The 13601-nt window shown below is 61.1% G+C and carries 13 protein-coding genes; 10 read left to right on the top strand and 3 right to left on the bottom strand.

Annotated features, from left to right (window positions below; all coding sequences use genetic code 11):
* Positions 1 to 294: 294 nt before the first annotated feature.
* A complete protein-coding gene (locus HX868_RS16385) occupies positions 295 to 1278 on the top strand; it encodes an AraC family transcriptional regulator (protein ID WP_177003573.1) in 984 nt (327 codons plus the stop codon).
* A gap of 99 nt (positions 1279 to 1377) precedes the next feature.
* On the opposite strand, the gene HX868_RS16380 is transcribed toward HX868_RS16385, so the two are convergent.
* Complete coding sequence (locus tag HX868_RS16380; RefSeq protein WP_095013531.1) at positions 1378 to 2253, bottom strand: LysR family transcriptional regulator; 876 nt, start codon at positions 2251 to 2253, stop codon at positions 1378 to 1380.
* A 114-nt stretch (positions 2254 to 2367) separates the two neighbouring features.
* Here HX868_RS16380 and HX868_RS16375 point away from each other — a divergent pair, with 114 nt between their 5' ends.
* The 3 genes from HX868_RS16375 to catA are packed head-to-tail and all read left to right on the top strand — an operon-like array spanning position 2368 to position 4769.
* Positions 2368 to 3495, top strand: coding sequence for a muconate cycloisomerase family protein (locus HX868_RS16375; protein WP_177003572.1), 1128 nt, complete (start codon positions 2368 to 2370; stop codon positions 3493 to 3495).
* A 12-nt stretch (positions 3496 to 3507) separates the two neighbouring features.
* A complete protein-coding gene (gene catC / locus HX868_RS16370) occupies positions 3508 to 3798 on the top strand; it encodes a muconolactone Delta-isomerase (protein WP_177003571.1) in 291 nt (96 codons plus the stop codon).
* A 41-nt stretch (positions 3799 to 3839) separates the two neighbouring features.
* Positions 3840 to 4769 carry a catechol 1,2-dioxygenase gene (gene catA, locus HX868_RS16365; RefSeq protein ID WP_177003570.1) on the top strand — a complete coding sequence of 310 codons (930 nt, stop codon included), beginning with the start codon at positions 3840 to 3842 and terminating at the stop codon, positions 4767 to 4769.
* Between the two features lie 113 nt (positions 4770 to 4882).
* Here catA and HX868_RS16360 read toward each other — a convergent pair whose 3' ends face one another.
* Complete coding sequence (locus HX868_RS16360; RefSeq protein ID WP_003176072.1) at positions 4883 to 5356, bottom strand: Lrp/AsnC family transcriptional regulator; 474 nt, start codon at positions 5354 to 5356, stop codon at positions 4883 to 4885.
* A 144-nt stretch (positions 5357 to 5500) separates the two neighbouring features.
* Between HX868_RS16360 and kynU the strand changes: the two genes are divergently transcribed.
* Positions 5501 to 6751 carry a kynureninase gene (kynU, locus tag HX868_RS16355; protein WP_177003569.1) on the top strand — a complete coding sequence of 417 codons (1251 nt, stop codon included), beginning with the start codon at positions 5501 to 5503 and terminating at the stop codon, positions 6749 to 6751.
* 49 nt (positions 6752 to 6800) lie between these two features.
* On the top strand, positions 6801 to 8207 hold the full coding sequence (locus HX868_RS16350) for an amino acid permease (RefSeq protein WP_033896175.1): 1407 nt from the start codon (positions 6801 to 6803) through the stop codon (positions 8205 to 8207).
* Here the strand turns inward: HX868_RS16350 and HX868_RS16345 are convergent.
* A complete protein-coding gene (locus HX868_RS16345; RefSeq protein WP_177003568.1) occupies positions 8153 to 9043 on the bottom strand; it encodes a LysR family transcriptional regulator in 891 nt (296 codons plus the stop codon). The genes HX868_RS16350 and HX868_RS16345 overlap by 55 nt on opposite strands.
* Before the next feature lie 187 nt (positions 9044 to 9230).
* On the opposite strand from HX868_RS16345, the gene HX868_RS16340 reads away from it, so the two are divergent.
* The 4 genes from HX868_RS16340 (at position 9231) to HX868_RS16325 (ending at position 13552) form a co-directional block, all read left to right on the top strand.
* Entirely contained in the window at positions 9231 to 9995 is a 765-nt protein-coding gene (locus HX868_RS16340; protein ID WP_177003567.1) for a sulfite exporter TauE/SafE family protein, read from the top strand.
* 60 nt (positions 9996 to 10055) lie between these two features.
* Positions 10056 to 10952 carry a LysR substrate-binding domain-containing protein gene (locus HX868_RS16335; protein ID WP_177003566.1) on the top strand — a complete coding sequence of 299 codons (897 nt, stop codon included), beginning with the start codon at positions 10056 to 10058 and terminating at the stop codon, positions 10950 to 10952.
* A gap of 103 nt (positions 10953 to 11055) precedes the next feature.
* Complete coding sequence (locus HX868_RS16330) at positions 11056 to 11949, top strand: NAD-dependent epimerase/dehydratase family protein (protein ID WP_177003565.1); 894 nt, start codon at positions 11056 to 11058, stop codon at positions 11947 to 11949.
* A 157-nt stretch (positions 11950 to 12106) separates the two neighbouring features.
* On the top strand, positions 12107 to 13552 hold the full coding sequence (locus HX868_RS16325; protein WP_177003564.1) for a SulP family inorganic anion transporter: 1446 nt from the start codon (positions 12107 to 12109) through the stop codon (positions 13550 to 13552).
* Positions 13553 to 13601 lie beyond the last annotated feature (49 nt).

The raw sequence follows: 13601 nt of genomic DNA, 5'->3' as shown, positions 1-13601 counted from the left end.
TAGGGCTAATCGGTGGTTTATTAGAGGCAGCGGGGCAGGGCGCGGGCTATCCGCTTAGTGGGGGAACCTGCGCCGGATAATTGGGCAGCAAATACCCAACCCGGTGCGCAGCGGTCACGGGATGCGCTACTGTCTGGCAGGGCAATGGTCGCAAAAGTCGGCGTCTTATCCACTTAGTCGACCCTTGCTATCCACCCGCTGGCTATTGGGCTGGCGTGGCGCATTATTTGCTGTCGAACAACAACGACGCGCCGTCAGAGCGCGCAACAGCCTAACCGCCGTGGGTGCACCCTGATGAGCAGCCAAACGATTCAACGCTTCGACCTGGAAGGCGCACGCAGCTGGATGTCCGGCATCTGCGGGCCCCATCGCCTGGCCACCGCCACGCCCGAGCGCCTGCGTTTCCACCACAGTGCCAATATGTTCAAGTCCCGCGCCACCACCTTGGGCGTGATCGAATACGGCACTGACGTGACCATCGACATCGAAGACGCCGAGCACTTCAGCAGCTACAGCCTGAGCCTGCCGTTGGTGGGCGAGCAGGAGTTGAGCAAGAACGGTGAGCGCCTGAACTCCAACCGCGACCAGGGCGTGATCATCTCGCCCAACGAGCACCAGGTGCTGGCGATTTCCGGCGACTGTCGCAAGTTGCAGGTGGTGATCACGCGGGCGGCGATGAGTGAGTCGCTGGAAGGTTTGCTGCAACGGCCGATTGAGGCGCCGCTGCGCTTTGAGTCGGTGATGGATGCGATAGACGGCGCCTCGGCGGCGTGGTGGCGTATGGCGCGCTACTTCATTGCAGAACTGGAGCACGGCAGCGAGTTGTATGAGCAGGCCGCGTTTACCCGCGACCTGGAAAGCTCTCTGATCAAGGGCCTGATCCTGGCCCAGCCGAACAACTACTCCGAAGAGCTGCGCGATGTACTGGGGGTGAAACTGCCGCATTACCTGATCCGTGCGCGCCAGTACATCCACGACAACGCCCGCGAAGCTGTGCACCTGGAAGACCTGGAAGCCGCTGCGGGTGTGTCGCGGTTCAAGCTGTTCGATGCGTTTCGCAAGTACTTTGCGCTGTCGCCGATGGCTTATTTGAAGAAGCATCGGCTTTCTGCGGTACGCCAGGCCATCCTTGAGCAGGGCTCCACGTGCACCATCTCCGAGATTGCCCTGGGCTGGGGTTTTACTCATCTGGGGCGGTTCTCGGCGGAGTACCGCAAGCTGTTCGATGAGTCTCCAAGCCAGACCCTGCAGCGCAATGATGCGCGACGCCTGCGCTGACCCCTGTAGGAGCGAGCTTGCTCGCGAAAAACCTGAGAGCACCACATTCATCCAGGAGGCCCACGTTATCGTTGACGTTTTTCGCGAGCAAGCTCGCTCCTACAGCAATTCTTCCACCAGTTGCAGGCAATGACTGAGCCCTGGCGACTGGTCATTCACCCGTCGGCTGAGGATGATCGGCGAGGTCGCCGTAGCCTCCACCACCGGCGTGTAGCCGATGTCCGCACGGTGCAGCACTTGCACCGAGGCGGGCACCAGCGTCACGCCCATGCCGGCGCCGACCAGGCCGATGGCGGTCTGCAATTCGTTGGTCCACTGCGCCACCTTGAGGCTCAGGCCATGGGCGTCGAACAGTGCGATCACATGGTCGGCGTAGCTGGGGCGTGGGTTGCCGGGGTAGAGCACAAAAGGCTCGGCGGCCAGTTGGGCGAGGGTGGCGGGCGCGCCCAGCAACGGGTGGCCGGCAGGCAGCACGGCGACCAGCCGATCCTCCACCAGCACGCGCTGGACGATGGCCGGATCGTCGATGCGAATCCGCCCGAATCCCACATCGATGCGCCCGGCCTTGAGTGCTTCGACCTGCTGCAAGGTGGTCATTTCCGACAGCCCCAACTCCAGCTCCAGCGCCTCATGCGTGCGCAGCCGGCGAATCAGCTCTGGCAGCACGCCGTAGAGGGTCGAGGGCGCAAAACCGATGCCCAGCCAGGTCTTTTCGCCCTGGCCGATACGCCGCGTGTTATCGCAGACCTTGCTCAGTTGTTCCAGCAGCACATTGGCGTGTTCATAGAAGAATCGCCCGGCTTCGGTCAGCCGCAGCGGTCGGCCACGTTCCAGCAGGATCACGCCCAACTCATCCTCCAATTGCTGGATCTGCCGGCTCAACGGCGGCTGGGCGATGTGCAAACGTTCGGCGGCGCGGGTGAAGTTGAGGGTTTCCCCCAGCACCTGAAAATAGCGCAGGTGACGCAGTTCCATGACGGCTCCTTTCATACCTATTGGGTATTGTTTGAGACCCATTCTATATTGGAAGCCTTTAAAAATACGGCACAGAATCGGCTCAAATCTATAAAGAACCCAACGGGTATAGCCATGCCGATTTGCGCCATCGAGTCGATCGACACGATCATCGTCGACCTCCCCACCATTCGCCCGCACAAGCTGGCGATGCACACCATGCAAAACCAGACCTTGGTGATCATCCGCCTGCGCTGCGCCGACGGCATCGAAGGCATCGGCGAAGCCACCACCATCGGTGGCCTGAGCTACGGCAACGAAAGCCCCGACAGTATCAAGGTCAACATCGACCGCCACTTCGCGCCGCTGCTGATCGGCCAGGACGCCAGCAATATCAACGCGGCCATGTTGCGCCTGGAGCGCAGCATTCGCGGCAACACCTTTGCCAAGTCCGGTATCGAAAGCGCCTTGCTCGACGCCTTGGGCAAGCGCCTGAACCTGCCGGTCAGCGAACTGCTCGGCGGCCGTGTGCGCGATGCCTTGCCGGTGGCCTGGACCCTGGCCAGCGGCAACACGGAAAAGGACATTGCCGAAGCGGAAAAGATGCTCGACCTGCGCCGCCACCGCATCTTCAAGTTGAAGATCGGCGCCGGTGAAGTCAGCCACGACTTGGCCCATGTGATTGCGATCAAAAAAGCCCTGGGCGACCGCGCCAGTGTGCGCGTGGACGTCAACCAGGCCTGGGATGAAGCGGTGGCACTGCGTGCCTGCAAGGTGCTCGGCGACAACGGTATCGACCTGATCGAACAACCCATCTCACGCAACAACCGCGGCGGTATGGCGCGGCTCAACCTGTCGAGCCCGGCGCCGATCATGGCGGATGAGTCCATCGAATGTGTCGAAGATGCCTTCAACCTGGCCCGCGAAGGTGCGGCCTCGGTGTTCGCCCTCAAGATCGCCAAGAACGGCGGCCCGCGCGCCGTATTGCGTACGGCCGCAATTGCCGAAGCGGCGGGCATCGGCCTGTACGGCGGCACCATGCTCGAAGGCGGTATCGGCACCCTGGCCTCGGCCCATGCCTTTCTCACACTGAGCAAACTGGCGTGGGACACCGAATTGTTCGGCCCCTTGCTGCTGACCGAAGACATCCTCACCGAACCGCCGGTTTACCGCGATTTCCACTTGCATGTTTCCACCGCGCCGGGCCTGGGCCTGGCCATTGATGAAGAGCGCCTGGCGTTTTTCCGTCGTGACAAACACTAAGAGGCACCTGCCATGTTGTTCCACGTAAAAATGACCGTGAACCTGCCCCTCGACATGAATCCCGAGCGCGCCGCTGGGCTCAAGGCCGAAGAAAAAGCCTTGGCGCAGCGCCTGCAACAGCAAGGCAAATGGCGCCATCTGTGGCGCATCGCCGGGCACTACGCCAACTACAGCGTGTTCGATGTCGACAGCGTGCAGGACCTGCACGATTTGCTGATGCAACTGCCGCTTTTCCCCTACATGGCCATCGAAGTGAATGCCCTGTGCCGTCACCCGTCATCGATCCATGAGGATGACCGCTAAGCCGGTTTTCACCCTAATAACTACAAGATGAGGAATGCACCATGTCCATCCGACTGTCCCAGACTGCCCATGCCCAACAGTTTCTCGAAGAAGCCAGCGGCAACCTCAACGACGGCGGTAACCCGCGTACCAAGGCGTTGATCTACCGAATCCTGCGCGACACCGTGAACATCATCGAAGACCTGGAAGTGACCCCGGAAGAATTCTGGAAGGCGGTCAACTATCTGAACGACTTGGGCAAGAACCAGGAAGCCGGTCTGCTCGCCGCCGGGCTGGGCCTGGAGCATTACCTGGACCTGTTGATGGACGCGGCCGATGAGGAGGCCGGCAAATCCGGTGGTACGCCGCGCACCATCGAAGGCCCGTTGTATGTGGCCGGTGCGCCGCTGTCGAAGTATGAGGCGCGACTGGATGATGGCAGGGACGACGCGGTGCCGCTGTTCATGCGCGGGCAAGTGCGCGACACCGAGGGCAAGCCGCTGGCGGGGGCGATTGTGGACGTGTGGCAGGCCAATACCGGTGGCACCTATTCATGGTTTGACCCGACGCAATCGGAGTTCAACCTGCGCCGCCGCATTGAGACCGACGCTCAGGGTAACTACCGTTTCCGTAGCATTGTACCGTCGGGCTATGGGTGCCCGCCGACCGGGCCGACTCAGCAATTGCTTGATCAACTGGGGCGCCACGGGCAGCGGCCGGCGCATATTCACTTCTTCATTTCGGCGCCGGGGCATCGGCACCTGACCACGCAGATCAACCTGTCGGATGACCCGTACCTGCATGATGATTTTGCCTATGCGACGCGGGATGAGTTGATCGCCGAGATTCGCTTCAGTGACGACCCGCAACTGGCGCGAGAGTTTGGCGTGGAAGGGCGGTTTGCGCAGATTGATTTTGACTTTGAGTTGCAAGTGGCGGATGCGCCGGTAGAGCAAAAGCGCATGCAGCGCGTGCGTGCCCTCGAAGACTAAACGCCACGCCCCCTGTAGGAGCGAGCTTGCTCGCGAAGGTGTTCCAGGCACACCGCTGCGGCGGATGTACCTTTTTCGCGAGCAAGCTCGCTCCTACAGAAGGCATTCTCAGCCTACTTACGGACGACCAGGTCAAGCACCTCATCCCGATCCTTGATCTTCTGCAACACAATCTCCGAGCGTATATCCATCACCCCCGCCGTGCGGTTCAGGTGGTTCACGATAAAGTCCGAGAAGTGCTTGAGATTGCGCGCCTGCACCCGTAGCACATAGTTACTGGCGCCCGTGATCACATAGGCGCTGGCCACTTCCGGCCAGCCCTGCACCTTCTTGATGAACGTCTCGTGCCAATCCTCCACATCCTGGCGCAAGGACAGGTGGACGATGGCTTCCAGCTCGATCCCCAATTGCTCGGCGTTCAACACCGCGCGGTAGCCGCTGATAATTCCCTCGCTCTCCAGCAAGCGCAAACGGCGCAGGCAGGCGGACGGCGACAGCGCGACTTTTTCCGCCAGTTCCTGGTTGCTGATGCGGCCATCCTGTTGCAGGAAATGGAGGAGCCGTAGGTCGGTGGCGTCGAGAATCATGGTTAGAATAAATCCGCGTGTTTGGGGGGTAAATTCGAATTTCCTACAGCTTAATTAGCCTGTTGCTACTCACTTTGCACGAAAATTCTCTAAAACTTCGTTCATTATTTGGTCCATTCTTACTTATAAAAACCAGGATCGCCCATGACCACACGAAGCCATTGCCAAGCCCTCGATGCCCAAGACCCACTGGCGCCCTTGCGTAGCCAGTTCGCCTTGCCGCAGGGCGTTATCTACCTCGACGGCAACTCCCTCGGCGCCCGCCCGGTGGCGGCGTTGGCGCGGGCGCAGGCGGTGATCGCCGAAGAGTGGGGCAACGGGCTGATCCGCAGTTGGAACAGCGCGGGCTGGGCGGATTTATCCCAGCGCCTGGGCAATCGTCTGGCACCCTTGATTGGCGCGCGCGACAACGAAGTGGTGATCACCGATACCACCTCGATCAACCTGTTCAAGGTGCTGAGTGCCGCGTTGACCGTGCAGCGTCAACGCCAGCCGCATCGCAAGGTGATCGTCAGCGAGGCGAGCAACTTCCCCACCGACTTGTACATCGCAGAAGGCTTGGCTGAACTGCTGCAACAGGGCTATTCCCTGCGCCTGGTGAACAGCCCGGATGAACTGCCCCAGGCGATCGATCAGGATGTTGCAGTGGTGATGCTCACCCACGTCAACTACAAGACCGGCTACATGTACGACATGCAGGCGTTGACCGCCCTGAGCCATGAGTGCGGTGCGCTGAGCATCTGGGACCTGGCGCATTCGGCCGGCGCGGTGCCTATCGACCTGCATCAGGCGGGCGCCGATTATGCGATTGGCTGCACCTACAAGTACCTCAACGGCGGCCCGGGTTCCCAGGCGTTTGTGTGGGTCAACCCCGCGTTGGTGGATGTGGTGCGTCAGCCGTTGTCAGGCTGGTTCGGGCATACCCGGCAGTTCGCCATGGAGTCGACGTACGCTCCGAGTGCTGGTATTGCCCGTTACCTGTGCGGCACGCAGCCGATCACTTCGCTGGCCATGGTGGAGTGCGGCCTGGAGATTTTTGCCCAGACCGATATGGCGAGTTTGCGCAGCAAGTCCCTGGCGTTGACCGACCTGTTTATCGCGTTGGTCGAAGCCCGTTGCGCCGCCCATGACTTGAAGTTGATCACCCCACACGAGCACGCCAAGCGCGGCAGTCATGTGAGCTTTGAACACCCCGAAGGCTACGCGGTGATCCAGGCCTTGATCGCCCGTGGGGTGATCGGTGATTACCGTGAGCCGCGCATCATGCGGTTTGGTTTTACGCCGTTGTACACGAGCTTTACCGAGGTGTTTGAGGCTGTGGAAATCCTTGGCGACATCCTCGACAGCCACACCTGGGACCAGCCGCAATTCAAAGTCCGCAACAGCGTCACCTGACACACTTACCGACCACCTGTGCAATCACAATAATAAAGGGGCACACCACGTGACCACGCCAGACAACGGCTTTGCAGAGATCACCCACCGCGAACTGGGCCTGCGGCGCCAGCTCACTTCCGGCCAGATGAGCATGATCGCCATCGGTGGGGCCATTGGCACCGGGCTGTTCATGGGCAGCGCCTACGCCATCGGTTATGCCGGGCCCAGCGTCTTGGTGAGCTACGCCATTGGCGCGTTGATCACCTTGCTGTTGATGGGGTGCCTGGCGGAGATGACGGTGGCCCACTCCACCTCGGGCTCCTTCGGTGCCTACGCCGAGTTCTACATCAGCCCGCTGGCCGGGTTTCTAGTGCGCTACGCCTATTGGGCGGCCATTGTGCTGGCGGTGGGCGCCGAGGTCACGGCGGTGGCGATGTACATGAAGTACTGGTTTGCCAACGTGCCGGAGTGGGTATGGATCGTGTCGTTTTCCAGTGTGTTGATCCTGCTCAACGCCATCAGCGTGAAGACCTTTGGCAACTTCGAATACTGGTTTTCGACGATCAAGATCAGTGCGATTGTCGGCTTCATCATCCTTGCCGTGTACGTGGTGTTCGGCTCCGGCAACCCGGAGTATGGCGTGCAGAACTACACGGCCCACGACGGCTTTTTCCCCCATGGCCTGAGCGGCATGTGGATGGCGGTGATCGTGTCGATCTTCAGCTATTTGAGTGTGGAGATGATCGCCGTGGCCGCCGGTGAAGCCGCGGACCCGGAACAGGCGGTGAAGAAAGCTTTCCGCGCCACCATTGTGCGCCTAGTGGTGTTTTACCTGCTGACCCTGGCGCTGATGCTGGCCATCGTGCCGTGGAACCAGGCCGGACAAACCCAGAGCCCGTTCGTCACGGTGATGCAGACCATCGGCATTCCCGGTGCGACCGGCGTGATGAACTTCGTGATCCTGATCGCCGCGCTCTCGGCGATGAATAGCCAGCTCTACATCACCACCCGCATGATGTTCAGCCTGTCCCGCGCCGGCTTTGCGCCCAAGTCCATGGGCGCGTTGAGCAAGAGTGGTATTCCGCTGAATGCGTTGCTGCTGTCCAGTTCGGGCATTGCGCTGGCGACGTTGCTCAACGTGGTGTACCCGGAAAGCTCGTTCACCCTGATGATGGCGATCTCGATGTTTGGCGCGATCTTCACCTGGTTCATGATCTTCCTCACCCACCTGTTTTTCCGTCGCTACCGCAAGCGCCACGGTGGGCCGAAGCTGTCGTTCCAACTGCGGCTGTTTCCCTACAGCACGCTGCTGGGGCTGGTGCTGATGGGCGCGGTGATGATCACCACCTATTTCACCGAGGCGTTCAAGATGACCCTGGTGTTTGGCGTGCCGTTCCTGCTGATTCTGTCAGCGGTGTATTACGGGTTCTTCCGCAAGGGCAGGGCCAAGGCGTCGAACAAGGCCTTGGCATAACCGGGCAGCTGTTCGAACGAGCGCGCGCATAACAGCAGTTTCCGGCAGGCCCACGCTTCTTGCAGGGGGTGGGCCTTGAAGCTGCGTTCCAGCGGCCAACGTTCCAGCGCGGCTTGGGGCACGATACCCAAGCCAGCGCCACGGGCGACCATGCGAATCACCCCGTCAAAGCCCTCGGCGCGGATACGAGTTTGCAGGCGGAAACCCGCGTGCAATGCCTGTTCTTCAAGGTAAACCGTCAACGCGCTGTGAGTGGCGAGGCCGACAAAGTCGTGTTGCAGGCTATCGACAAAACTCCCTGCGGTGAACGGATGATCCAGCGGCGCGATCAGCACCAGCGGGTCATCGCGAAAGGGCTGTGTCTGCAGGCCGTGGGTATCCACTGCGTCGGAAATGATCCCAATATCCGCCGTGCCCTGGCGCAAGGCCTGGGTGATACGCAGGCTTGGCAGCTCTTGCAGGTCGATATCGAGGTTGGGGTGCTCGCATAGAAAGTCCGCCAGCAATTCCGGCAGGTATTCGCTGAGGGCGGTGGTGTTGCACAGCAAGCGCACCTGGCCTTTGATGCCGTTGGCGTATTCCGCGAGGTCCTGCTGCAGGTGTTCGGCTTGTTGCAGCAACAAGCGTGCATGGCGGGCCAGGGCCTTGCCGGCGGGCGTTGGGGTGACGCCGCGACGGTTACGCTCCAGGAATTCGATACCCAGCGAAGCCTCCATCGCCCGGATACGCGCACTCGCGGCGGCCAGGGACAAATGGCTGCGCCCGGCACCGGCGGTGATGTTGCCGGTGTCGAGGATGTGCAGATAAAGGCGCAGGTCGATCAGGTCAAAGTGCATGGCTTGAGGTTCTCGGTGTCTGGACGGGCGTCATCGCCGGCAAGCCGGCTCCTACAGTCGTGTATCTACACCTCCCAATGTAGGAGCCAGCTTGCCGGCGATGGCGTCATCAGCCTCTCACAAAACAAGAGGCTGCCTCAGTATATGGCGAATTTCAGCCTTCATCGAATAGCCGCACAATCCCCCCATGAATACCTTCCTCGCGTTCTACCAACAAATCGGCCCCGCCCTGACCCTGCTGGTGATCGGCACCTTCGTGCTGGCCGGCACCGTCAAGGGTGTGATTGGCCTGGGCTTGCCGACAGTCTCCATGGGCTTGCTCGGCCTGGCTATGTTACCGGCGCAGGCTGCGGCGTTGCTGATCATCCCTTCGACGATCACCAACCTGTGGCAATTGGCGTTCGGTGGGCATCTGAGTGCGTTGCTCAAACGCCTGTGGCCGATGCTGCTGCTGATCTTCCTCGGCACCGGGTTTGGCACGCTGTGGCTGGGCATGAGCGGGGGAAGCTGGGTGGGCCATGCGTTGGGCGGTGCTTTGCTGGTGTATGCGCTGAGCGGATTGTTCCTGCCTACGTTCAAGGTTAAATCTGAGGCCGAACGCTGGCTGGGGCCCGTGTGCGGCCTGATCACCGGCATCATCACTTCGGCGACCGGTGTGTTTGTGATTCCTGCTGTGCCGTATCTGCAAGCGCTGGGCTTGAACCGTGATCAGTTGGTCCAGGCGTTGGGGCTGTCGTTTACCGTCTCCACCTTGGCATTGGCTGCCGGGCTGGCTTGGCGCGGCACCCTCGGTGGCGGGGAAATCAACGCGTCACTGCTGGCGCTGGTGCCGGCACTGCTGGGCATGCGGCTGGGCCAGGCGGTGCGCCAGCGCATCAGCGCCGCGTTGTTCAAGCGCGTGTTTTTCGTCGGTATGGCGTTATTGGGCGCTCATCTATTGATCGGTGGTTAAGGGCGCGAGAGGTCAATCTCTCAGTGTAAGCTGCTGCGAGCCGATTAAAGGGGACAACGTGTGAAAGCCCGATCCGATGAGCTACAGATCTTCGTCAGCGTGATTGAATGCGGTTCGATTTCCGCTGCCGCAGAACAGGTCGGGCAGACGCCCTCGGCGGTCAGTCGCACCTTGTCGCGCCTGGAAGCCAAGCTCGACACCACGCTGATCAACCGCACCACGCGGCGTATGGACCTGACCGAGGAGGGCAAGTACTTCTTCGAGCAGGCCAAGGTGATCCTGGCGCAGATGGATGAGCTGGAAGAGCGCCTGTCGTCACGCCAGAAAAAACCGGCGGGGCGCCTGCGCATCAATGCGGCGGTGCCCTTTATGCTGCATGGGATCGTGCCGTACATCGCGGAGTTTCGCAGTCTTTACCCGGATATCCAGCTGGAGCTGAACAGCGATGACCTGATCATCGACCTGTTGGAACAGAGTACCGACATCGCCATTCGCATCGGTGCGTTGGCCGACTCCACCCTGCATGCGCGCGCGCTCGGTTGCACGCCACTGCATATCCTCGCCAGCCCCGACTATCTCAAGCAGTACGGCACGCCGACTACGGTTGCCGAATTGGCTAACCACACCTTGCTGGGGTTCACCCAGACCGAAACCCTCAACCACTGGCCGCTGCGCCATGTGGAGGGCGATCGCTGGCTGATCCAGCCGGGCGTGGCCGCGTCCAGTGGCGAGACCGTGCGCCATCTGGCGTTGGAAGGGCAGGGCATTTGCTGCCTGTCGAACTTCATGACCATCGACGACATCGAGGCCGGGCGCCTGGTGCCGGTGCTGGAGGCGTTCAACAGCGGTTATCGCCAGCCGATCCACGCGGTGTTCTACCGTAACTCGCAGTTGGCCTTGCGCATCCAGTGTTTCCTCGACTTCATGCAGGCCAAGCTGGCGCGGTATGCCTGCTGATTCGTGACCTTCGCGCAAGAGTGAATTGGGCAATAAGGGCTTATTCGTCAGGGATCGGCCCTTGATACTGGACCCATCACTTACTCACTCAGGAGGACTCTCCATGAACGTATTCGTTACCGGCGCTGCTGGTTTTATCGGTGGCTCCATCGCAACCGGCCTCGTCAAGGCAGGCCACAGCGTGACTGGCCTGGTGCGCAGCGCCGAGCAGGCGGCCGAGATGACCGCATTGGGTATTACCCCAGTGATCGGCACCCTGGATGACACTGCTGTATTGACCCAGCAAGCGCAAAAGGCCGATGCCGTGATCAATGCCGCAAGCAGCGACCATCGCGCTGCCGTGGAAACCCTGCTGGCAGCCTTGAAGGGCTCGAACAAGCCATTCCTGCACACCAGCGGTTCAAGCATTGTCGGTGATGCGTCGGGCGGCAAGTCCAGCGATGTCATCTACTTTGAAGCCAACCTGCCGGAGCCGACCGTCGACAAGGCCGCTCGCGTTGCCATCGACAACTTGATCCTGGCGGGTGCCAACGAAGGCGTGAACTCGGCGGTGATCTGCAACACGCTGATCTACGGTCACAGCCTGGGCGTGAAGCGCGATAGCGTGCAATTGCCGCGTCTGCTCAAGCAGGCGCGCAAGAGTGGGGTGGTGCGCCATGTGGGCAGTGGGCAGAACATCTGGTCCAACGTGCATATCGAAGATGTGGTGGCGCTGTACCTGCTGGCACTGACCAAGAACGTACCGGGCACCTTCTACTTCGTGGAGAGCAGCGAGGCGGCGTTTATCGACATGACCACCGCCATCGCCGAAGCCCTGAACCTGGGCAAACCGCAGGATTGGCCATTGGCCGACGCCGAAGCCGAGTGGGGCTATGAAATGGCCAACTATGGTCTGGGTTCCAACAGCCGGGTGCGGGGCAAGCATGCCCGTGAGTTGCTGGGCTGGGCGCCGAAGCGTACGTCGGTGGTGGAGTGGATTCGCAACGAGATGGTTTGACACCTACCCCCGTAGGAGCCGGCTTGCCGGCGATGGCAACCTTGGATCCTGTTTCGATTTCAAGGGCCTCATCGCCGGCAAGCCGGCTCCTACTGGTTCTGCCTTCTGTAATTCCGTACCATTCCCCGCCTTATCCCCCGCAATGCCCTGGTACCTCATGAACCTCACCCGTCTGCGCGCCGATGCCCTGGCCGGCCTCACCACGTCTTTTGCGTTGCTGCCCGAATGCATCGCCTTTGCCCTGGTGGCCCATCTCAACCCGCTGATGGGGCTCTATGGCGCCTTTATCATCTGCACATTGACCGCGTTGTTTGGCGGGCGCCCCGGCATGGTGTCCGGTGCGGCGGGCTCGATGGCGGTGGTAATCGTGGCGTTGGTGGTGCAACACGGCGTGGAATACCTGCTGGCGACGGTGTTGCTGGGCGGGTTGATCATGGTCGCCTTTGGCCTGCTGCGCCTGGGCAAGCTGGTGCGCATGGTGCCGCACCCGGTAATGCTAGGGTTCGTGAATGGCCTGGCGATCATCATTGCCCTGGCGCAGTTGGAGCATTTCAAAAACGGTGAACACTGGCTCAGCGGCACGCCGCTGTACGTGATGATCGGCCTGGTGTTGGTGACTATGGCCATCGTCTACCTGCTGCCGCGCATCACCCGCGCGGTGCCGCCTGCATTGGTGGCGATCCTCGGCGTGGGCTTGGCGGTGTACCTGCTGGGCCTGCCGACCCGCACCCTGGGCGACATGGCCCACATTGCTGGTGGCCTACCCAGCTTTGCCTTGCCGCAGATCCCCTGGACCCTGGAAACCCTCGGCATCATCGCGCCGTACGCCTTTCTGATGGCCATGGTCGGCCTGCTGGAAACCCTGCTGACCCTAAACCTCACCGACGAAATCACCGAGACCCGTGGCTACCCGGATCGCGAAAGCGTGGCCCTGGGCGCGGCGAATATGGTCTCGGGCCTGTTTGGCGGCATGGGCGGTTGCGCGATGATCGGGCAAACCGTGATCAACCTCAGCTCCGGCGGGCGCGGGCGCTTCTCCGGGGTATTTGCCGGGGTGATGATCCTGCTGTTCATCCTGTTCCTGTCGCCGTTTATCGAGCGGATCCCGCTGGCGGCGCTGGTGGGTGTGATGTTCGTGGTGTCGCAGCAGACCTTCGCCTGGGCGTCCTTGCGGGTGATCAACAAGGTGCCGCTCAATGACGTGCTGGTGATTATCGCGGTGACGGTGATCACCGTGTTCACGGACCTGGCCACGGCCGTGTTGTGCGGGATAGTGATTGCGGCGCTGAACTTCGCCTGGCAACAGGCGCGCGAGCTGTATGCCGATGAACACCTGGAGGCCGATGGCAGCAAGCTCTATCGCCTGCATGGCACCTTGTTCTTTGCCTCGACCACGCCGTTCCTCAACCAGTTCGACCCGGCCAACGACCCGGCCCAGGTGACGCTGGATTGCCGCCACCTGAGCTTTGTCGACTATTCAGCAATTGCGGCGCTGATGACCCTGCGTGAGCGTTACAGCAAGGCCGGCAAGCACTTGCGGGTACTGCATTTGTCCGAGCGCTGCAAGAAGTTGCTCAAGCGGGCCAAGGTTCATCACGACTGAACACCCACTTGTAGGAGCGAGCTTGCTCGCTAAAGACTTGAGTGCGCCG

It is taken from the genome of Pseudomonas reactans (assembly GCF_013385825.1).
Taxonomy (GTDB): domain Bacteria; phylum Pseudomonadota; class Gammaproteobacteria; order Pseudomonadales; family Pseudomonadaceae; genus Aquipseudomonas; species Aquipseudomonas reactans.
This window is presented reverse-complemented; position numbering and strand designations above follow the sequence as displayed.

Bases quoted from the DNA above. Each gene is read 5' to 3' on its own strand.
- HX868_RS16340 (WP_177003567.1), top strand. From the start codon at position 9,231: ATGAATACCTTCCTCGCGTTCTACCAACAAATCGGCCCCGCCCTGACC.
- catC (WP_177003571.1), top strand. From the start codon at position 3,508: ATGTTGTTCCACGTAAAAATGACCGTGAACCTGCCCCTCGACATGAAT.
- HX868_RS16325 (WP_177003564.1), top strand. From the start codon at position 12,107: ATGAACCTCACCCGTCTGCGCGCCGATGCCCTGGCCGGCCTCACCACG.
- kynU (WP_177003569.1), top strand. From the start codon at position 5,501: ATGACCACACGAAGCCATTGCCAAGCCCTCGATGCCCAAGACCCACTG.
- HX868_RS16345 (WP_177003568.1), bottom strand. From the start codon at position 9,043: ATGCACTTTGACCTGATCGACCTGCGCCTTTATCTGCACATCCTCGAC.
- HX868_RS16360 (WP_003176072.1), bottom strand. From the start codon at position 5,356: ATGATTCTCGACGCCACCGACCTACGGCTCCTCCATTTCCTGCAACAG.
- HX868_RS16330 (WP_177003565.1), top strand. From the start codon at position 11,056: ATGAACGTATTCGTTACCGGCGCTGCTGGTTTTATCGGTGGCTCCATC.
- catA (WP_177003570.1), top strand. From the start codon at position 3,840: ATGTCCATCCGACTGTCCCAGACTGCCCATGCCCAACAGTTTCTCGAA.
- HX868_RS16380 (WP_095013531.1), bottom strand. From the start codon at position 2,253: ATGGAACTGCGTCACCTGCGCTATTTTCAGGTGCTGGGGGAAACCCTC.
- HX868_RS16385 (WP_177003573.1), top strand. From the start codon at position 295: ATGAGCAGCCAAACGATTCAACGCTTCGACCTGGAAGGCGCACGCAGC.
- HX868_RS16375 (WP_177003572.1), top strand. From the start codon at position 2,368: ATGCCGATTTGCGCCATCGAGTCGATCGACACGATCATCGTCGACCTC.